Consider the following 19,009-nt stretch of genomic DNA (forward strand, 5'->3'; position numbering starts at 1 on the left):
GGACGGGGGTCCGGGCGTGGCGCGCAGCCATCGGAGCAGTCCTAGTGGACGACGCTGTAACTCCGCCAGGGAAGCGTGTCGGGCGCGATCGAATCGGACAGGGTCGTGGCGACGTAGATCGGCGTCGTCCCGCCCTTGCAGTCACGGGTCGTGTACAGCCAGATGTCGTTCAGCGTCCGGTTCTCGACCCGTGTCACGCCGTGGGGCGCGAGCCGGTGGCAGCCGTTGACGGAGGGGCTGGTCACGGTGATCACGACCTCGCGCTCGGTCTCGTAGGTGAGGGTGCCGACCGCGGTGCGGCCGAGGCCGGAGCAGCCCGCGACGGAGAGTGTCAGGAGCGCGGCCCCGGCGGCGGTGCCGAGACGCCGGTGAACGGACATGGCGTTTCCTCGTCTGTCGGGCGAAGGCGGCAGAAGCCCTGTTCCCCGTCACCCTGCCGCCTGCCGGACGGGCTGTCACCCGGTGCTGGGCCGCCCGGGCGAAGCGGCACGAGACCCCGTTGTCAGACCCCACCCGTAAGGTCGGAGATCCAGTCGGATTCCTTCGCGGAACGGGAGGTGAGCAGCGCCGTGACCCACACCTGGCAGACCAGTGCCGCCGTCTTCCTGCCCGCCGCCCTGCCCCGCGACGGCAGGGTCGCCTTCTGGGCCCCGGACGGGGACGAGCTGCCCGTGGTGACGCCCGCCGACGGGAGCCCGGTGACGGGGGCGCAGACGCCCGAGCCCGGAGGGGCCGGCACGAGCGGCTCAGGCGATCCCGGTCCGCGGGCCGGTGAGCTCACCGTCGTACGGCGACACGGTGCCGGAGTCCGCAGCCGCAAGGTTCCCGCCGTGATCCTCGGCGTCGCCGAGGCCCTGCCGCATCTGGTCGGAGCCCGCCACCACCCGGCCGCCCACCCCGCCACCGCCTGCTGGGGCGCCGCCGCCCTGCATGCCCTTCAGCTCATCGCCCGGGGGCGGCTTCTGCCCGGGCTCACGGCCGACGACCTGGACGCCTGGCGCGCGGGACCGCTGGACGCGGACGACATCGCCCACCTGCGGGCCGTCGCCGCCGCCATGCCCCCCGAAGGCCACGCCGTGCCCGCCCCCGGCCTCAGCCCGCTCCAGCTGCCCGAGCCCGAGGCGCTCGTGCGCGCCTTCCTGGACGCGGTCGCCGACACTCTGCCCCGTACCCCCGCCGCGGCCCACGCGGCCGGCGCGCCGTTCGCCGCGCGTACGGCGCAGCACCTGCCCCGCGCGCGTGCCTGGGCGACCGAGGCCGCCGCCGGCATGGACGCGGGAGTCCGGGTCTCGCTCCGCCTCGACCTCGCCGGATACGAACTCTTCGACATCGCCGAGGAGGGCGGCGACGAGCGGCAGGCCGCCGCGGCCCTGCTCCAGATCGCCGCGACCTGCGCCGCGTTCGAGGTGGACGGAATGCGGGCGGACATCGTGATGGCCCGGACGGCGACGGCGCTCGCCGCGTGGGCGGGGCGGACGGAGGTGACCTCCGAGGACGTACGGCAGGCCGCGCTGCTCGCCCTCCCCCACCGCAGGCGGCGGAACCCCTTCGACGCGCCGGGGCTCGACGAGGACAAGCTCGACGAGACGCTGGAGCAGTTCAAGGGCGAGGACGGGGACGACGATCCCGACCCAGGGCCCGACGGCGGACCGGACGGTGGCCCCGGCGGCGGCGTTCCGCCCCAGGGCGAAGGGCCGGACGACAGCGCGCCCCAGGACACCCGTTCGGACGAGACACCCGCGCCCGCTCCGGGCGGGGCCGGCGGCGCCGGTGAGCGGGCCGCCGTCAAGGCCGCCGAACCCTTCCGTACGAAGATGCTCAGCGTGCCCGGACTCGGCGAGGGGGCGGCCGGGCGCCGCTCCCGGGCCCGTACCGAACACGGCAGGACGACCGGTTCCGTACGGCCCCGGGGCGCGCTGACCAAGCTCCACCTGGCCGCGACCGTGCATGCCGCGGCCCCGCACCAGAAGGCGCGCGGACGGACCGGCCCCGGGCTGGTGGTCCGCCGGGACGATCTGCGGCAGGCGACCCGCGAGGGCCGCGAGGGCAATCTCGTGCTCTTCGCCGTGGACGCCTCCGGCTCGATGGCGGCCCGGCAGCGGATGAGCGCGGTGAAGGGCGCCGTGCTCTCGCTGCTGCTCGACGCCTACCAGCGGCGCGACAAGGTCGGCCTGGTCACCTTCCGGGGGCGGGACGCCGAGGTGGCGCTGCCGCCGACCTCGTCCGTGGACGCGGCCGCCGCACGGCTCGAACAGCTCCCGACGGGCGGCCGCACGCCCCTGTCGGCGGGGCTCCTCAAGGCCCATGACGTCCTGCGCGTCGAGCGCCTGCGCGACCCCTCGCGCCGCCCCCTGCTCGTCGTCGTGACCGACGGCCGGGCGACCGGCGGCGGCGCGGACCCGGTGGCGCTCGCCGCCCGCGCGGCGCGGCTGCATGCCTCCGAGGGCACCGCGGCCGTCGTCGTGGACTGCGAGACCGGGCCCGTCCGGCTCGGGCTCGCCGGGGAGCTCGCCCGCGAACTGGGCGGCACCGCCGTGACCTTGGACGAGCTGCGCGCCGACTCGATCGCCGGGCTCGTCAGAGACGTACAGGCAGGACAGACAACCAGGAGGGCCGCGTAATGCCGCAGGGACAGCCGACCGTCGTTCCCGACGACGGTCTCACCACCCGTCAGCGCCGCAACCGTGCGCTGGTGATGGTGCACACGGGCGTCGGCAAGGGGAAGTCGACCGCAGCCTTCGGCATGGCGCTGCGCGCCTGGAACCAGGGCTGGCCGATCGGGGTGTTCCAGTTCGTCAAGTCCGCCAAGTGGAAGGTCGGCGAGGAGAACGCCCTCAAGGCGCTCGGCGAGACCGGCAAGGGCGGCACCGTCACCTGGAACAAGATGGGCGAGGGCTGGTCCTGGATCCAGCGCGAGGTCGCCGAGGGCGAGCAGTCGCACGAGGACAAGGCGCGCGAGGGCTGGGAGCAGGTCAAGCGGGACCTCGCCGAGGAGAAGTACAAGTTCTACGTCCTCGACGAGTTCGCCTACCTGCTGCACTGGGGCTGGATCGACACCAAGGAGGTCGTCGAGGTCCTGCGCGACCGGCCCGGTCACCAGCACGTCGTCATCACCGGCCGCAACGCCCCGCAGGAGCTGGTGGACTTCGCCGACCTGGTCACGGACATGTCGAAGGTGAAGCACCCGATGGACGCGGGTCAGAAGGGCCAGCGGGGCATCGAGTGGTAGCACGTCTCGTCATCGCCGCGCCGTCCTCCGGCGCGGGCAAGACCACGGTCGCGACCGGCCTGATGGCCGCGTTCGCCGGCCGTGGTCTCGCGGTCTCCCCGCACAAGGTCGGCCCCGACTACATCGACCCGGGCTACCACGCCCTGGCCACCGGCCGGCCGGGCCGCAACCTCGACGCGTACATGTGCGGCACGGGCCTGATCGCGCCGCTCTTCGAGCACGGGGCGCGCGGCTGCGACCTGGCGGTCGTCGAGGGCGTCATGGGGCTGTACGACGGCGCGGCCGATCAGGGCGAGCTGGCGTCCACGGCGCAGGTGGCGAAGCTGCTCAAGGCACCGGTGGTGCTGGTCGTGGACGCCTCGTCGCAGTCGCGGTCGGTGGCCGCGCTGGTGCACGGGTTCGCCTCGTGGGATCCGGAGGTGCGGATCGGCGGGGTGATCCTGAACAAGGTCGCGACGGACCGGCACGAGCATCTGCTGCGGGAGGCGCTCGGGGAGTCGGGGGTGCCGGTGCTCGGGGTGCTGCGGAGGGCGCCTGCCGTCGCAACTCCATCACGACACTTGGGCCTTGTGCCGGTGGCGGAGCGGCAGGCCCAGGCCGTCGAGGCGGTTGCCGCGCAGGCGGAGCAGGTGCGCCAGGGGTGCGACCTGGATGCGCTCATGGCGCTTGCGCGGTCGGCGCCTCCGCTGCACGACGAGGCGTGGGATCCTGCCTTCGCGGGGCGGCTGACCGCCGGTGGGTGGGTTGTGCCCACCCTCCCCCAGACTTCGTCCGGGGGTACCCCCACCGCCCCAGCGGGACGAATGCCCACAACAAGGCCAGTGGTGGCTGTAGCTGGTGGGGCTGCTTTTACGTTTTCTTATGCCGAGCATGCCGAGTTGCTGACCGCCGCCGGGGCGGACGTCGTCACGTTCGATCCGTTGCGGGAAGAGGCCCTCCCCGAGGGGACGAGCGGGCTCGTCATAGGCGGTGGGTTTCCCGAGATGTACGGGGCCGAGCTGTCCGCCAACGAGCCGTTGCGGAAGGCCGTCGCCGAGCTCGCCGCGTCCGGGGCTCCGATCGCCGCCGAGTGTGCCGGGCTGCTGTATCTCGCGCGGTCGCTCGACGGGACGCCGATGTGCGGGGTGCTCGACGCGGACGCGCGGATGTCGGAGCGGCTGACGCTCGGGTACCGGGACGCCGTGGCGGTGAGCGACAGTTCGCTCGCCGCGACGGGAACGCGGATGCGGGGTCACGAGTTCCACCGGACCGTGATCGAGCCGGGCGCCGGGCCGAACGCGGCCTGGGGGCTGCGGCAGCCGGAGCGGCGGGTCGAGGGCTTCGTACAGCAGGGGGTGCACGCGAGTTATGTGCACACCCACTGGGCGGGTGCTCCTGAGGCCGCCGTGCGCTTCGTGGAGCATTGCGCGAAGGGTCCCGCCGCATGAGATCAACCGCCGGAGGCGCCCACCACGAGCCAGATGAAGGCCACGCCCGCCACCGTGCAGAACAGGGTGGAGCGGGCCGGGTGTTCGTGGTGGGCCTCGGGGAGGATCTCGGCGGCGGCGAGGTAGAGCAGGGCGCCGCCGAAGAACCCGAGATAGCTGCCGAGCAGTTCCTCCGGAAGGGTGAACAGCAGGGTGGACGCGGCGCCGACGATCGGTGCGAGCGCGTCCAGGATCAGCATCGTGATCGCTTTGCGACGGGCGTTCCCGTACAGGCTGGTGATCGTGTACGTGTTGAATCCGTCGGCGAAGTCGTGGGTGATGACGGCGAGCGCGACGGTGGCGCCCATGCCTCCGCCGACCTGGAAGGCGGCGCCGAGCGCGATGCCGTCCATGAGGCTGTGGGCGACCATCGCGGCGGCCGCGGTGAGTCCGACCTGGGGCACCCTCTCGTCGGCACCGACCCCGTGCGCGGCCTGACGGACCGCAAGCAGCCGTTCCACGACGTGGGCGAGGAGGAAGCCGCCCACGAAGAGCAGCAGGGCCTGCGGCACGCCGAAGACCTTCTCTCCCGAGGCCTCCATGGCCTCCGGCAGGAGGTCGAGGCCGACGACGCCCAGCATCAGGCCGCCGGCGAGGCCGAGGACGAGGTGGCGCCGGTCGGTGACGCGCTGCGCCGTCCAGCCGCCGAAGAGCGTCATGAGGAACGCGCCGAGCGCGACGAATACGGCCATGCGCCCTTGCTATCCGATCGTGCGCGTCTCGCGCACATCACAAGGGCCGGCGTGGGGAGGCTGGTCGCATGATCACGGTGATCGGGAGCAGTGCGGGAGCCGACGCGGGCTCCTGGGCGGGCGAGGCGGCCCTGGTGGTGGACGTGCGGGGCGACGAGTTGACGGACACGGAACTCGACCTGGTCGAGAAGCACGTGTCCGGGGGCGGGACGCGGGTGGTCGTGCGGGTGCTGGGTGACCCGGGATTCTTCGGGGTCGTACGCACGTTGGAGGAGCGCTTCGGAGCCGCGGAGCTCGAGGTGCGGCCGGGGCCGACGGCGGTGGGGCTGGCGTTCGCGCGCCTCGGTCTGCCGTGGGACGACGCCTTCGTGGTGGACGGCGCGGAGGTGCGCGGCCATGCGCTGAACCGGGCCGTGAACGTGTGCCGGGCCCATCCCAAGGTGGCCGTGCTGCCCGGGCCCGGGGTGGGCCCGGCGGAGTTGGGCGCCGAGCTGGTGCACCGGGTGGCGTCGCGGACGCTGGTGGTGTTCTCGGCGCTGGGCGATCCCTTCCGCGAGCGCTTCGAGCGGGTGGAGCCCGCGGAGGCGATGTGCCGGAGCTGGGAGGGGGTGAGCCTGGTCCTGTGTCTTGACGAGTCACGGGCGGAGGGGCCTCCCCCGACGGTGACGGGGCCGCTCACCGGGCCCGGCCGTTGGGCGCTGCCGGACGGGGAGTTCGGGGCGGACGGCGTCGACGGCGGGTCCGTGCTGCCGTACGAGGCGCGGGCGCTGGCGCTCGCGCGGCTGGGGCCGCGGGCCGGGGATCTGGTCTGGGACATCGGTAGGGGCTGCGGCTCGGTCGCGGTCGAGTGCGCCCGGCTCGGCGCGGCGGTGGTCGCGGTGGAGAAGACGGCGGCCGGTGTCGAGCGGATCCGGGCGAACACGGCCGCGCACGGTGTGGAGGTGCGGGCGGTGCACGGCGCGGCGCCGACGGTGCTGTCCCATCTGGCCGATCCGGACGGGGTGTTCATCAGTGGTGGCGGCAGCGAGCTGAGGTCGATCGTGCTGACGGCGGCCCGGCGAGCTCGGCGTGCGGTGGTGGTGGCGGTGACCGCTCTGGAGCAGGTCGCGCCGGTCCGTTCGGCGCTGGCGTGCTGCGGATTCGAGGCCGAGGGCGTGCTGCTGCAGTCCCAGCGGCTGCTCGCGCTGCCGGACGGTTCCTCGGCGATGGCGCCGACGGCGCCCGTGTTCCTGGTGTGGGGTACGCGATGAGCGGGGCGGCGGTGGGGGTCGGGGCCCGCTCGGGGGTGCCGGTGGACGAGGTACTCGACCTGGTCGCGGAGGCGCTGCGGGAGGCGGGGCTCACGGGTTCGGACGTGACGGCGCTCGCCACGCTGGAGGCGCGGGCGGCGGAGCCGGGGATCGTGGGCGCGGCCGGGCGGCTGGGCGTGCCCCTGCGGGCCTACGGGGCGGAGGCGCTGGCCGCCGTGTCCGTACCGCATCCGTCGCGGGCTCCTCTGGCGGCGACGGGGACGGGGTCGGTGGCGGAGGCGGCGGCGCTGCTCGCGGCGGGTCCGGGGGCCGAACTCGTCGTACCGAAGCGGAAATCGAGGCGCGTGACGTGCGCTATCGCCCGATCCCTCCCGATTCGCCCGAACGAAGATGCCTCCGCCGCACGGTTGTTGCCTCAGGGACAGGGGTACATCGCTGGTCAGACGGAGCCCCGTACACCCCCCACTCACCACCCGACGGCGGCCATGGATATCCACGCGCACACAGACGTCCACGATCTGCGCCACCACGGTGACGCGGAGGTACGGGACGAGAAGCTGATCGACCTCGCGGTCAACGTCCGCACGAACACGCCGCCGGAGTGGCTGCGCGAGCGGATCGCCGACTCCCTCACCAGTCTTGCGCTCTACCCGGACGGGCGGGCGGCGCGCGCCGCCGTCGCCGAGCGGCACGATGTGCCGGCCGGGCGGGTGCTGCTCACGGCCGGGGCGGCGGAGGCGTTCGTGCTGCTCGCACGGGCTCTGCCGGTGCGGCGGCCGGTGGTGGTGCATCCACAGTTCACCGAGCCGGAGGCGGCGCTGCGGGACGCCGGGCACGAGGTGGGCCGGGTGCTGCTGCGCGAGGAGGAGGGCTTCCGGCTCGATCCCGCGGCGGTTCCGGAGGACGCGGACCTGGTGATGATCGGGAACCCGACGAACCCCACGTCGGTGCTGCACCCCGCGGAGACGATCGCCTCGCTGGCGCGTCCCGGCCGGACGCTGGTGGTGGACGAGGCGTTCATGGACGCGGTGCCGGGCGAGCGGGAGTCGCTGGCCGGGCGGACGGATGTGCCGGGCCTGGTGGTGCTGCGGAGCCTCACGAAGACCTGGGGTCTCGCCGGCCTGCGGATCGGCTACGTGCTCGCGCAGCCGGAGACGATCGAGACCCTCGCCGCGGCGCAGCCGCTGTGGCCGGTGTCCACTCCGGCGCTGGTGGCGGCGGAGGCGTGCATGTCGCGGGCGGCGCTCGCGGAGGCGGAGCTCGCGGCGCACCGGATCGGGGTGGAGCGCGCGCATCTGCTGGCGGGGCTCGCGGAGTTCGACGAGGTCAGAGCGGTCGCGGCGGCGGAGGGCCCGTTCGTCCTGATCCGGGTCCATCGCGCGGACGAGGTAAGGGAGCGGCTGCGCGCCCTGGGCTTCGCGGCGCGGCGCGGTGACACCTTCCCGGGCCTGGACCGGAACTGGCTCCGGCTCGCGGTCCGGGACCGGGTCACGACGAACCGCTTCCTGCAGGCCCTGGACCAGGCCCTGCTGATCACGGGCTGAGCGCGGGGAGGGCGGTGTCGTCGCCACCGCCCTCCGCGGTCGTTCCCCCTGAGGCCCCCCTCGGGTCGGTCAGCCGCGGGCGCGGCTGCGCGCCAGGACGAAGGCGCCGCCGCCCAGGCCGAGCAGGACGACGGCGCCGCCTGCCAGGTACGGGGTCGTCGAGCTGCCACCGGTCGCGGCGAGGTTCTGACCGGCCGGGTCGGAGCCGCCGTTCTGGGTCTTCACACCGCCGGCGTCGGTCGGCTCGGCCGAGGGCTCCTTCGAGGGCTGCTCGCTCGGCTGCTCCGTGGGCTTCTCGGTCGGCTTCTCGGTCGGCTTCGTGCCCTTCGGCGTCTCGCAGGTCGCCTCCGCGAGGGTCACCACGCCCTTGACCTCGGCCACACCCAGCTTCAGCGGGTTGACCTCCACCTTCAGCTCCAGGGCGGTCGCGGCCGCGGTGCGCGAGGTGGTGGAGGTGCGGGACAGGTCGAGGGTCACGTCACCGACGCCCGGCACGGAGACCTTGGTCTGCCCGGCCGTCGACAGCGTGGTCTTCTTGCCGAAGACGGTCACGTGTCCGAGGACGTTGGCCTCGGCGACGGGCTGCTTGCCCGTCTCGCAGACCGCGTCGGCCGTGACCTTCTTGACCTCGATCAGGGAGAGCGCCCGGATACCGGGGACGTGGACCCGCGCCTTGACCAGGTTCACGTGCCCCTCGGCCTTGTTCTTCTCGACCGTGGCCGTCGATGTGGCGACGTCCGCCCGCAGGATGCTGATCGGCTTGCCGCCCTCGGCGCCGTCCACCTTCACGGTCAGCGCGGTCTTGTCCTCGCTCTCCGGCGCCTTGACCTCGTTGAGGGAGGTCCGCAGCGGCACGTCCACCGTCTTGTCGAGCAGGGAGACGTCGAGACCGGCCCGCAGGACGACGGCGGTCGCGCGGCCTTCGCCGCCGGTGGCGTGCGCCGCGGGGGCCAGGAGGACCACGGGCCCGACGGCCAGCGCGGCGACGGTCGCGGCGGCGGCGGTGCGGCGTACGGGCGCGCGGAAGGTGTTGCTGTTCAAGATGGTGGAACCCCCACAAGAGACATGGCGTCGCCGGCCGCTCACCACGGGGACACGGGCTCGACGCGGCGTCGGCGACTTGAGACACCCGAATCTTTACGCACTGAGAGTGAACCGACAGACACCTGACGTGAGTTCACTCCAAAGGGGGGTTTCCGCGCCCATATTCGATTCTTTCGGCACACGCGTTCCCGCGCGCCCCGCGCGTTGCACAGTGCGCGGGCACGCACGCAAGGTGTTCCAACGAGGTGCGCCGTCGTCGGGTAACGGATCGTCAACCCGACGCATCATCGGGGGCCTTGCTCAGGTGGCACGCCAGTAGCCGAGGGAGTGCACCCGCTCCTTGGGGAGCGCGAGCTCCTTGCGCACGTACGTGGCGAGGGTGCGGGTGGTCGCCGTGTCGCAGGCGATCCAGACGTACGGGTCGCTCCCGAGCAGCTCCGGCAGCTCGGCCCGCACACGCTCGACGAGCGCCGTGCCGCCACCCTGCCGCGGCACCCGGCGGACCTCGTGGCGCTCGGCGTCGAGGCGCAGCGGGAGCTCCTCGTCGGCGTCGTGGGAGGTCTCGAACCAGAGGGTGGCCGGAACGTCGGGCGACGAGTCGAGGAGGGAGTTGATGGCGGGCAGCGAGGCCGGGTCGCCGATCACGAGCAGCCGCTCGGGGCGCGGCTCGGGGGCGGCGAAGCCGGTGCCCTGCAGGGTCGCCTCGATGGTGTCGCCGGGGGCGCAGGTGCGGGCCCAGTCGCTGGCCGCGCCCTCATGGAGGGCGAACTCCAGGCTGAACGTTCCGGCGTCCACGTCCGGGTCGACCAGGGTGTAGGCGCGCTGGTGCGGCTTGCCCGCGTTCTCGAACCAGAGCCGTACCCACATCGTCGGGTGGACGCCGACGGCGGCGAGGAGGCCGCCGTCCGTCATGTGCACCCGGCGGTAGTGCTCGGTGAGCTGCTCGGCCCCCGTCACCGTGAATGTGAAGTCCCGACCCCGGAACAGCTTGAGAACGACACCTTCCCAGCCATGCCCCACCGCACTCTCCTCCCCTGCGAAGCTGTAGATTAATTTAGGTCAGCCTAACCTAATAAGCACGGATGGGATCGGGATCGGATTGAGCGTCGAGGTCTACCGGGACAACTGGGGCATTCCACACCTGCGGGCCGCCGATCCCGATGAATTGTCCTTCGCCCAGGGGCGGGTGACCGCCGTGGACCGCGCCTGGCAGCTGGAGGTCGAGCGGCACCGGGCACAGGGCACCACGGCCTCCTTCCTCGGCACGGGTGAGACCGCCTGGGACACCTTCGTACGGCGGGCCCGGCTCGCCGACACCGCGCGCCGCTGCTTCGACCGGCTGGACACCGCGACGGCGCGGTGGGTACGGGCGTACGTGGACGGGATCAACGAGGGTCTGCCGGAAGGCGCCCGCCGGGCATCCGAGTTCGCGCGGACGGGGCTCACGCCCGGGCGCTGGGAACCGTGGACGCCGCTCGCGGTCTGGCTCTCCACCCACATCCTCTTCGCGGGGATGCCCACCAAGCTGTGGCGGGAGGAGGTCGCGCGCCGGCTCGGCGAGGAGTGGACCGGGCTGTTCGCCACGGACGGACCGGGGACGGCCGGCTCCAACGGCTGGGTGGTCTCCGGCGACCGGACGGCGAGCGGCGCGGCGATCGTGGCGGGCGATCCGCACCGCTTCATCGAGGCCCCCGGTGTGTACCAGCAGATCCGGCTGGCCTGCCCCGAGTTCGACGTGGTGGGCTTCGCCGTGCCGGGCGTCCCCGGACTGCCCCACTTCGGGCACGCGGGGCGGGTGGCCTGGGCGATCACCAACGCGATGGCCGACTACCAGGACCTGTACCGGGAACGGCTGCGACGGACCGCGGACGGCGGCGTGGAGGCCCTCGGCCCGGAGGGCTGGCGACCGGCGACGGCGCATGTGGAGACGGTGGAGGTCGCGGGCGCGGACCCGGTCGAGATCGAGGTGATCGAGACGGCGCGCGGACCGGTGATCATCGGCGCGGACCGCGGTTCCGATGCGGACTCGGGCTCCTGGGACGCGATCAGTCTGCGGTACCCGCCGAGGGTGACCGGCGAGCTGGGCTTCCGTGTCCTGCCGGCGCTGCTCGCCGCCCGTACCGTCGCGGACGTGGACCGGGCGGCCGACGGCTGGATCGAACCGGTCAACGTCCTCCAGGCGGCGGACGTGGACGGCGGCCTGCTGCACCGGGTCGCCGGGTACGTCCCCGTACGCGACCGCGCCAACTCCCTCCGGACCGTGCCGGCCTGGGAGGCCGCCCACGCCTGGCAGGACGGCGCGCAGGCCCCGACGCCCCGCGCGGACGTCGAGGGCCACGCCGTCATGGCCAACGCGCGGGGGCTCGCGGCCCCGCTGGGCGCGGAGTTCGCCCCCCGGCACCGGGCGGAGCGGATCGCCGCACTGCTCGACGGCTCGAAGACCTGGACGCCGGAGGCGATGGCCACCGTCCACACGGACACCGACAACCCCTCGGCGGCGCCCCTGCTGGAGGCGGTCCGGGCCGCGGGCGCCCCCGGCGAGCACGCGCCCGCGCCGCTCTCCCCCGCCGCGCTCGCCGTCCGCGCCCGCCTGCTCGGCTGGGACCGGCGGATGGACGCGGACAGCGTCGACGCGGGGCTGTACGCCGCCGTGCGCGGGGCCGTCGTGCGACGGGTCGCCGGGCACCCGGCGTTCGCGGCGCTGCGGGAGCCCGCGCCGCACCCCGCGGTGTTCCAGCCGTGGCTCGCGCTCGGGCCGCGCGTGGCCTTCGCCCTGGAGACGCTCCTCACCACCGGACCCGTACCGGCCGCGGACATCGCGGAGATCGTCCGGGCGGCCCTCGAAGAGGTCGCCTCCGGCGAGGAGCCGCCCGCCTGGGGCGTGACGCACCGGCTCGCGCCGTGGCAGGCGCTTCCCGACCCCGACCCCGAGGCCACCGACGCGCGGTGGCCGGGACTGGGCGGGGACCACGACTGCGTGCTGTCCACGTCCAGCGTGCCCGGGTTCACCGACCGCAGCGGCCGGGCCTCGGCCGCCCGCTACGTCTGGGACCTCGCCGACCGCGACAACAGCCTCTGGGTCGTGCCGTTCGGCGCCTCCGGCGTCGCCGGGGAGGCCCACCACCACGACCAACTCCCCTTGTGGCTGCGGGGCGAACTCGCCCCCGTCACCACCGACTGGCACCACCTCACCAAGGAGCTCCCCCGTGACGACCACTGAGTCGAGACAGGCCAGACAGCCGGCCCACCTCCAGACCGTCGAGGGCTTCGGCACCGTCCGGATCGACCCCGTCGACCCGGACGGCGACGCCGCCCTCATCCACGGCTGGGTCAACCAGGACCGCGCCCGGTTCTGGGGCATGGGCGGGACGACCGTCGACCAGGTGCGGGACATCTACGCGCACCTGGACTCGCTCACCACCCACCACGGCTTCCTGGTCCGCCGCGACGGCGAGCCGGTGGCGCTCTTCCAGACGTACGAGCCCGAGGCCGACCGGGTCAGCGAGTGCTACGAGGTGCTGCCCGGCGACATCGGCATGCACATCCTGATCGCCCCGGCCGCCACCCCCGAACCCGGCTTCTCCGCCAAGCTGTTCATCGCGCTGAACGACTTCGCGATGACCGGCCGCACCCGTGCCGTCGCCGAGCCGGACGCCGACAACGAGAAGGCGATCGCCCGGCTGGTGCGCGCCGGGTTCGAGCTGGGCCCGGAGGTCGTGCTGCCGGAGGTGGACCTCCCGGAGGTCTTCATCCCGGAGAAGAAGGCGCGGCTCGCGTTCCTGACCCGCTGACGGGTACGGGCCCGGTGCCGCGGCACCGGGCCCGCGGACGCCGGGAGGGCGCCCCCTCAGCCGATGACGCGGCCGTTCACGATGACCCGCCGCGGCGCCGCGAGCACGCGGACGTCCGCCCGCGGATCCTGCTCGTAGACGACGAGGTCCGCCGGGGCGCCCTCCTCCAGGGAGGGCCGGCCCAGCCAGGCACGGGCGGCCCAGGCCGTCGCCGAGAGGGCCTCCAGCGGGGGGATGCCGGCCTTGACCAGTTCCTCGACCTCGGCCGCGACCAGGCCGTGGGCCAGGGAGCCGCCCGCGTCCGTGCCGACGAAGACCGGGACGCCCGCGTCGTACGCCGAGCGGACCGTGTCGTACCGGCGCTCGTACAGCCGTCGCATATGCGCCGACCAGCGCGGGAACTTCTTCTCGCCGCCTTCGGCGAGCTTGGGGAACGTGGCGATGTTGACGAGCGTCGGGACGATCGCGACGCCCCGCTCGGCGAAGAGCGGGATCGTCTCCTCGGTGAGTCCGGTGGCGTGTTCGATGCAGTCGATGCCCGCCTCCACCAGGTCCCGCAGCGAGTCCTCCGCGAAACAGTGCGCGGTGACCCGTGCTCCGAGCCGGTGGGCCTCGGCGATCGCCGCCTCGACCTCGGCGCGGGGCCAGCAGGCTCCCAGATCGCCCGCGTCCCGGTCGAGCCAGTCCCCGACGAGCTTGACCCAGCCGTCGCCGCGCCGCGCCTCCTGTGCCACGTACGCGACCAGCTCCGGGGGCTCGATCTCATGGGCGTAGTTACGGATGTAGCGGCGGGTCCTGGCGATGTGGCGGCCCGCACGGATGATCTTCGGCAGGTCCTCGCGCTCGTCGATCCAGCGGGTGTCGGAGGGCGAGCCGGCGTCCCGGATCAGCAGCGTGCCCGCGTCACGGTCGGTCAGCGCCTGCTTCTCGCTGGTGACGTCGTCGACCGGGCCGTGCTGGTCCAGGCCGACATGGCAGTGCGCGTCGACGAGCCCCGGCAGGGCCCAGCCCTCCACCGTCAGGGCGTCGCCGGACGGCCGGGTGTAGGTGATCCGCCCGTCGACCGCCCACAGCTCGTCCCGCACGTCCTCCGGGCCGACGAGCACCCGCCCCTTCACATGCAGCACCACGTGATCGCTCATATCTGCACTCTACGAGGGGCGGGCGCCCCCTCGAACGGTGGTCGTCCGTCGATCGCCGCACCGAAGCGGAGACAAGGGCCGGGAGGGCCGCTCGGTACCCTGAACCGACGCTCCACCAGCACCGAACCGATCCGAAGAAGGCACCGCCGTGACCGTGACACACCCGCTTCTGGACCTGGCCCCGCTGACCGCCGCGCACTTCGCGTCCATCGAGCGACGGGTCGCCGCCCTCCTCTCGACCGAGCAGGACGTGGTGATCACCCAGGGCGAGGCGCTGCTGCCCCTGGAGGGGTGCATCCGCAGCGGGGCCCGGCCCGGCTCGACGGCGCTGAACATCGTCACGGGGCCGTACGGCCAGACCTTCGGCAACTGGCTGCGGGACTGCGGCGCCACGGTCGTGGACCTCGAGGTGCCCTTCCACACGGCGGTGACGGCCGCGCAGGTGGAGCAGGCGCTGGCCGACCACCCGGAGATCGACTTCGTCTCGCTGGTGCACGCGGAGGCGGCGACCGGCAACACCAATCCGGTCGCCGAGATCGGCGCGGTCGTGCGGGCGCACGGCGCGCTGTTCTACCTGGACGCCGTGGCGTCGATCGGCGCCGAGCCGGTGCTGCCGGACGCGTGGGGCGTCGACATGTGCATCATCGGCGCGCAGAAGGCGATGGGCGGTCCTGCCGGCGTCTCGGCGGTATCGGTCAGCGAGCGCGCGTGGGAGCGTTTCGCCGCCAACCCGCGGGCGCCGCGCCGCTCGTACCTCTCCCTCCTGGACTGGAAGGAGCGCTGGATCGACGGCGGCCGCAAGGCGCTGCTGCACGCTCCGGCTCAGCTGGAGATGCTGGCCCTGGAGGCGTGCGTGGAGCGGATCGAGGCCGAGGGCCTGGACGCGCTGATGGCCCGTCACTCCGCCGCGGCCGCCGCGACCCGCGCGGGCGTCCTGGCCCTGGGCGGCGGTCTGGAGCCGTACGTCCGGGACGCGAAGGACGCGGCCCCGGTCGCGACGACACTGCGCTCCCCGGCGGGCGTGGACGCCTCGGAGCTGGTCGCGAAGGCGCTGGCGGCCGATCCGTCGCTGCCGCTGATCGCGGGCGGCGGGGCGCTGTCGAAGGAGATGATCCGGGTCAACCACTACGGCGTGGACGCGACTCCGGGCGCGGTCCAGTCCTCGCTGGCGGCGCTGGGCGCCGCGCTCGGCGAGACGGGCCGCCCGGTGGACCTGGAGGCCGCCCGCCGGGCGGTCACGGAGGCGTGGGGCGCCCGCTAGGACTCTCGGCGATACACGGGAAACGGGCGGGGCCTGCGGGCCCCGCCCGTTTCGTATGCCCGCGCCATGAGCCGGCCATTGCCCGCACGATGCACCACCCCTCGCGCCATTCGCCCCGGGCTCCGACTCCAGTGAATACCGAGGAAATTCCGGCACGCATTCTCCGGAAGCATTCTCCAAGCGAATTCCCCTATACCTTCCGCAGTTCTTCTGCCCGGATTCCCCGACCTCAAACGCCAAGATTTCATCAGCGTTCCTCTCGCATTCCGGTCCTGTGATCGACTCCACATCGCGTCCGATTTGCTCAGATATATACGGGCAAAAGGGCCGGGATTCACGCCCGCGCGAATAACACATCGCGCAGCTCCGGCACACCCTACTCCCCCGTGCAATCCAAGAAATTGCTCGGTAAATTCCCTCGCCATGACCGCAGTACAAGCAGCCACGACTCTGACTCTGGAAAGCCCGCGCGTGGAGGACGGAACGGCGATGTGGCGCATCGCCCGCGATTCCGAGGTCCTGGACCTGAACTCCCCGTACAGCTATCTGCTGTGGTGCCGCGACTTCGCCGCCACTTCGCTGGTCGCGCGCGGCGCCGACGGCGAGCCGGTCGCTTTCGTCACCGGATACCTGCGCCCGGACCGCCCGGGCACCCTCGTCGTCTGGCAGATCGCCGTCGACGCGGACCACCGCGGTCGGGGCCTGGCCGGTGTGCTGCTCGACGCGCTCACCTCGCGGGTCGCCCCCGCCGCGGTCGAGACGACCGTCACCCCGGACAACACGGCCTCCGGCCGGCTCTTCACCGCCTACGCCGTACGGCACGGGCTCCCCCTGGAGCGCGAGGTCCTCTTCGACGGGGGCCTGTTCCCCGACACGTCCGGCGGCGCCGGGCATCTGCCCGAAGTACTGCACCGCATCGGCCCCTTCCCCCACACCGGAGCTTCGCTGTGACCATCACCCCGCCCGAACTGAGCGTCTTCGAGACCCTTGAGTCGGAGGTGCGCAGCTACTGCCGCGGCTGGCCCACCGTCTTCGACCGCGCGCAGGGGGCCCGCCTCACCGACGAGGACGGCCACACGTACCTGGACTTCTTCGCGGGCGCCGGCTCGCTCAACTACGGCCACAACAACCCCGTACTGAAACGGGCGCTGATCGACTATCTGGAACGCGACGGGATCACCCACGGTCTCGACATGGCGACCACCGCCAAGCGGACCTTCCTGGAGACCTTCCAGGAGGTCGTGCTGCGGCCGCGCTCGCTGCCGTACAAGGTGATGTTCCCGGGGCCGACCGGCACCAACGCCGTGGAGTCCGCGCTGAAACTGGCCCGGAAGGTGAAGGGCCGCGAGTCGGTAGTCTCCTTCACCAACGCCTTCCACGGCATGTCGCTGGGGTCGCTCGCCGTCACCGGCAACGCCTTCAAGCGGGCCGGTGCGGGCATTCCGCTGGTGCACGGCACTCCGATGCCGTTCGACCAGTACCTCGACGGCCAGCTGCCGGACTTCCTCTGGTTCGAGAAACTGCTCGACGACCAGGGCTCCGGTCTCAACAAGCCGGCCGCCGTGATCGTGGAGACGGTGCAGGGCGAGGGCGGCATCAACGTGGCGCGGCCCGAGTGGCTGCGCGCGCTCGCCGATCTGTGCCGGCGGCAGGACATGCTGCTGATCGTCGACGACATCCAGATGGGCTGCGGCCGCACGGGCGCCTTCTTCTCCTTCGAGGAGGCCGGCATCACCCCCGACATCGTGACGCTGTCGAAGTCGATCAGCGGTTACGGACTTCCCATGTCGCTGTGCCTGTTCCGGCCCGAGCTGGACGTCTGGGAGCCGGGCGAGCACAACGGCACCTTCCGCGGCAACAACCCGGCCTTCGTCACGGCGGCGGCCGCCCTCGACACGTACTGGGCCGACGGCCAGATGGAGAAGCAGACCCTCGCCCGCGGCGAGCAGGTCGAGCAGACGCTCCTCGCCCTGTGCGAGGAGAACTCCGCCGACGGCGCGCACTATCGCGGCCGCGGCCTCGTCTGGGGCCTGGAGTTCGCCGACCGGGCGCGGGCGTCGAAGGTCTGCGCGCGCGCCTTCGAGCTGGGGCTGCTGCTGGAGACCTCGGGCCCGGAGAGCCAGGTCGTGAAGCTCCTCCCGCCGCTGACCAGCACGCCCGAGGAGCTGGACGAGGGGCTGAGCACGCTGTCCCGAGCGGTCCGCGAGACCGTCTGAACCACCCGTACCACCCCCAGACGTAAGGGAGTTGCACCACCGTGATCGTCCGATCGTTCAAGGACATCGAGAACACCGAACGCCATGTGCGGGCCGCGTCCGGCACCTGGGAGAGCAAGCGGATCGTCCTCGCCAAGGAGCGCGTCGGCTTCTCGCTCCACGAGACCGTGCTGTACGCGGGCACCGAGACGTCCATGTGGTACGCGAACCACATCGAGGCCGTCCTGTGCGTCGAGGGCGAGGCGGAGCTGACGAACGACGAGACCGGCGAGTCGCACCGGATCGAGCCGGGCACGATGTATCTGCTCGACGGCCACGAGCGGCACACCCTGCGCCCGAAGACCGACTTCCGCTGTGTCTGCGTCTTCAACCCGCCGGTCACCGGCCGGGAGGACCACGACGAGAGCGGGGTCTACCCCCTGCTGACGGAGGAGGGCTGAACCATGATCGACGTGACTACGGACACCGACCTGTACCCCACCCGCGGCGCCTCCGAGGTGCTCACGCCCCGCCGTGACCCGGTGGTGTGGAGCGACGCACCGGGCCTGGAGACCTTCGACCGCGACGGCTTCCTCGCCGAGCCCGACCTGCTGACCGACGACGAGGTCGGGGTGTACAAGCGGGAGCTGGACCGGCTGATCGCCGATCCGGCCGTACGGGCCGACCCGCGTGCGATCGTCGAGCCGAGGACGGCCTCGGTACGGTCGGTCTTCGAGGTCCACCGGATCAGCGAGGTCTTCGCCCGGCTCGTGCGCGACGAGCGGGTGGTGGGCCGGGCCCGCGAGATCCTGGGGTCGGACGTGTACGTCCACCAGTCGCGGATCAATGTGAAGCCGGGCTTCGGCGCCTCCGGCTTCTACTGGCACTCGGACTTCGAGACCTGGCACGCGGAGGACGGACTGCCGCGGATGCGGGCGGTGTCGGTGTCGATCGCGCTGACCGAGAACCACGACACCAACGGCGGCCTGATGATCATGCCGGGCTCGCACCGGACGTTCCTCGGCTGCGAGGGCGCCACCCCGAAGGACAACTACAAGCGCTCCTTGCAGATGCAGGACGCCGGCACCCCGTCGGACGAGGCGCTGACCTCGCTGGCGGACGCGCACGGCATCCGGCTCTTCACGGGCCGGGCCGGTTCGGCGACCTGGTTCGACTGCAACGCGATGCACGGCTCGGGCGACAACATCACGCCCTATCCGCGCAGCAACGTCTTCCTCGTCTTCAACAGCGTGGAGAACGCGGCGGTGGAGCCGTTCGCGGCGCCCGTGCGGCGGCCGGAGTTCATCGGGGCGCGGGACTTCACGCCGGTGCGGTGAGCCTGCCGCGGGATAGACCGGGGTTTCGGGGGCGCGGGGTGGGTGGCGCTGGGTGGAA

17 protein-coding genes are annotated in these 19,009 nt (G+C 72.8%); 12 read left to right on the forward strand and 5 right to left on the reverse strand.

All coding sequences use genetic code 11. The annotated features are described in order from the left end of the window. Positions 1–41: 41 nt before the first annotated feature. Positions 42–380, reverse strand: coding sequence for a hypothetical protein (locus ACFVZW_RS34160; RefSeq protein ID WP_376440042.1), 339 nt, complete (start codon positions 378–380; stop codon positions 42–44). 177 nt (positions 381–557) lie between these two features. On the opposite strand from ACFVZW_RS34160, the gene ACFVZW_RS34165 reads away from it, so the two are divergent. Genes ACFVZW_RS34165 through ACFVZW_RS34175 form a run of 3 tightly spaced genes read left to right on the forward strand, consistent with a single transcriptional unit; the run spans position 558 to position 4,656 of the window. Then, a complete protein-coding gene (locus tag ACFVZW_RS34165; RefSeq protein ID WP_384529829.1) occupies positions 558–2,621 on the forward strand; it encodes a VWA domain-containing protein in 2,064 nt (687 codons plus the stop codon). After that, positions 2,621–3,229, forward strand: a complete 609-nt coding sequence (gene cobO / locus ACFVZW_RS34170) for a cob(I)yrinic acid a,c-diamide adenosyltransferase (protein ID WP_158986079.1) — start codon at positions 2,621–2,623, stop codon at positions 3,227–3,229. Before ACFVZW_RS34165 ends, cobO begins: the two co-directional genes overlap by 1 nt. Continuing rightward, entirely contained in the window at positions 3,223–4,656 is a 1,434-nt protein-coding gene (locus ACFVZW_RS34175) for a cobyrinate a,c-diamide synthase (RefSeq protein ID WP_384529833.1), read from the forward strand. Before cobO ends, ACFVZW_RS34175 begins: the two co-directional genes overlap by 7 nt. Before the next feature lie 2 nt (positions 4,657–4,658). Here ACFVZW_RS34175 and ACFVZW_RS34180 read toward each other — a convergent pair whose 3' ends face one another. After that, positions 4,659–5,387, reverse strand: a complete 729-nt coding sequence (locus tag ACFVZW_RS34180; RefSeq protein WP_384529836.1) for a ZIP family metal transporter — start codon at positions 5,385–5,387, stop codon at positions 4,659–4,661. A gap of 68 nt (positions 5,388–5,455) precedes the next feature. Between ACFVZW_RS34180 and ACFVZW_RS34185 the strand changes: the two genes are divergently transcribed. Both ACFVZW_RS34185 and cobC read left to right on the forward strand, forming a co-directional pair. After that, positions 5,456–6,637, forward strand: coding sequence for a precorrin-6Y C5,15-methyltransferase (decarboxylating) subunit CbiT (locus tag ACFVZW_RS34185; RefSeq protein ID WP_384529839.1), 1,182 nt, complete (start codon positions 5,456–5,458; stop codon positions 6,635–6,637). Next, positions 6,634–8,181, forward strand: coding sequence for an Rv2231c family pyridoxal phosphate-dependent protein CobC (cobC, locus tag ACFVZW_RS34190; RefSeq protein ID WP_384529842.1), 1,548 nt, complete (start codon positions 6,634–6,636; stop codon positions 8,179–8,181). Before ACFVZW_RS34185 ends, cobC begins: the two co-directional genes overlap by 4 nt. 69 nt (positions 8,182–8,250) lie before the next feature. Here the strand turns inward: cobC and ACFVZW_RS34195 are convergent, their stop codons facing one another. Further along, positions 8,251–9,222 carry an SCO1860 family LAETG-anchored protein gene (locus tag ACFVZW_RS34195; RefSeq protein WP_384529846.1) on the reverse strand — a complete coding sequence of 324 codons (972 nt, stop codon included), beginning with the start codon at positions 9,220–9,222 and terminating at the stop codon, positions 8,251–8,253. Positions 9,223–9,525: 303 nt separating this feature from the next. Continuing rightward, a complete protein-coding gene (locus ACFVZW_RS34200; RefSeq protein ID WP_384529848.1) occupies positions 9,526–10,245 on the reverse strand; it encodes a siderophore-interacting protein in 720 nt (239 codons plus the stop codon). A gap of 79 nt (positions 10,246–10,324) precedes the next feature. Between ACFVZW_RS34200 and ACFVZW_RS34205 the strand changes: the two genes are divergently transcribed. Together ACFVZW_RS34205 and ACFVZW_RS34210 are read left to right on the forward strand one after the other, a co-directional pair. Continuing rightward, positions 10,325–12,445 (forward strand): penicillin acylase family protein, encoded by a 2,121-nt coding sequence (locus ACFVZW_RS34205; protein WP_384529851.1) that lies wholly within the window; start codon positions 10,325–10,327, stop codon positions 12,443–12,445. Then, positions 12,432–13,016, forward strand: a complete 585-nt coding sequence (locus ACFVZW_RS34210) for a GNAT family N-acetyltransferase (protein ID WP_384529854.1) — start codon at positions 12,432–12,434, stop codon at positions 13,014–13,016. Before ACFVZW_RS34205 ends, ACFVZW_RS34210 begins: the two co-directional genes overlap by 14 nt. Positions 13,017–13,072: 56 nt before the next feature. Here the strand turns inward: ACFVZW_RS34210 and ACFVZW_RS34215 are convergent, their stop codons facing one another. Next, positions 13,073–14,158, reverse strand: a complete 1,086-nt coding sequence (locus tag ACFVZW_RS34215; protein WP_384529857.1) for an amidohydrolase family protein — start codon at positions 14,156–14,158, stop codon at positions 13,073–13,075. A 154-nt stretch (positions 14,159–14,312) separates the two neighbouring features. Between ACFVZW_RS34215 and ACFVZW_RS34220 the strand changes: the two genes are divergently transcribed. The 5 genes from ACFVZW_RS34220 (at position 14,313) to thpD (ending at position 18,951) form a co-directional block, all read left to right on the forward strand. Beyond that, positions 14,313–15,419, forward strand: a complete 1,107-nt coding sequence (locus ACFVZW_RS34220) for a pyridoxal-phosphate-dependent aminotransferase family protein (protein ID WP_384529872.1) — start codon at positions 14,313–14,315, stop codon at positions 15,417–15,419. Positions 15,420–15,842: 423 nt separating this feature from the next. Next, positions 15,843–16,370, forward strand: coding sequence for a diaminobutyrate acetyltransferase (gene ectA / locus ACFVZW_RS34225; RefSeq protein WP_384529860.1), 528 nt, complete (start codon positions 15,843–15,845; stop codon positions 16,368–16,370). Then, positions 16,367–17,635: a diaminobutyrate--2-oxoglutarate transaminase gene (gene ectB / locus ACFVZW_RS34230; RefSeq protein WP_384529863.1), complete on the forward strand. Its 1,269-nt coding sequence runs from the start codon at positions 16,367–16,369 to the stop codon at positions 17,633–17,635. The genes ectA and ectB overlap by 4 nt, the downstream gene beginning before the upstream one ends. Before the next feature lie 41 nt (positions 17,636–17,676). Beyond that, positions 17,677–18,075 carry an ectoine synthase gene (locus ACFVZW_RS34235; RefSeq protein WP_384529866.1) on the forward strand — a complete coding sequence of 133 codons (399 nt, stop codon included), beginning with the start codon at positions 17,677–17,679 and terminating at the stop codon, positions 18,073–18,075. Positions 18,076–18,078: 3 nt separating this feature from the next. After that, on the forward strand, positions 18,079–18,951 hold the full coding sequence (gene thpD / locus ACFVZW_RS34240; RefSeq protein ID WP_384529869.1) for an ectoine hydroxylase: 873 nt from the start codon (positions 18,079–18,081) through the stop codon (positions 18,949–18,951). Positions 18,952–19,009: the final 58 nt, after the last annotated feature.

This window comes from Streptomyces sp. NPDC059567, assembly GCF_042735655.1.
In the GTDB taxonomy this organism is placed as follows: Bacteria; Actinomycetota; Actinomycetes; order Streptomycetales; family Streptomycetaceae; genus Streptomyces.

Coding starts and splice junctions, on each gene's coding strand:
- cobO (WP_158986079.1), top strand. CDS start 2,621: ATGCCGCAGGGACAGCCGACCGTCGTTCCCGACGACGGTCTCACCACC.
- thpD (WP_384529869.1), top strand. CDS start 18,079: ATGATCGACGTGACTACGGACACCGACCTGTACCCCACCCGCGGCGCC.
- cobC (WP_384529842.1), top strand. CDS start 6,634: ATGAGCGGGGCGGCGGTGGGGGTCGGGGCCCGCTCGGGGGTGCCGGTG.
- ectA (WP_384529860.1), top strand. CDS start 15,843: ATGACCGCAGTACAAGCAGCCACGACTCTGACTCTGGAAAGCCCGCGC.
- ACFVZW_RS34160 (WP_376440042.1), bottom strand. CDS start 380: ATGTCCGTTCACCGGCGTCTCGGCACCGCCGCCGGGGCCGCGCTCCTG.
- ACFVZW_RS34215 (WP_384529857.1), bottom strand. CDS start 14,158: ATGAGCGATCACGTGGTGCTGCATGTGAAGGGGCGGGTGCTCGTCGGC.
- ACFVZW_RS34185 (WP_384529839.1), top strand. CDS start 5,456: ATGATCACGGTGATCGGGAGCAGTGCGGGAGCCGACGCGGGCTCCTGG.
- ACFVZW_RS34180 (WP_384529836.1), bottom strand. CDS start 5,387: ATGGCCGTATTCGTCGCGCTCGGCGCGTTCCTCATGACGCTCTTCGGC.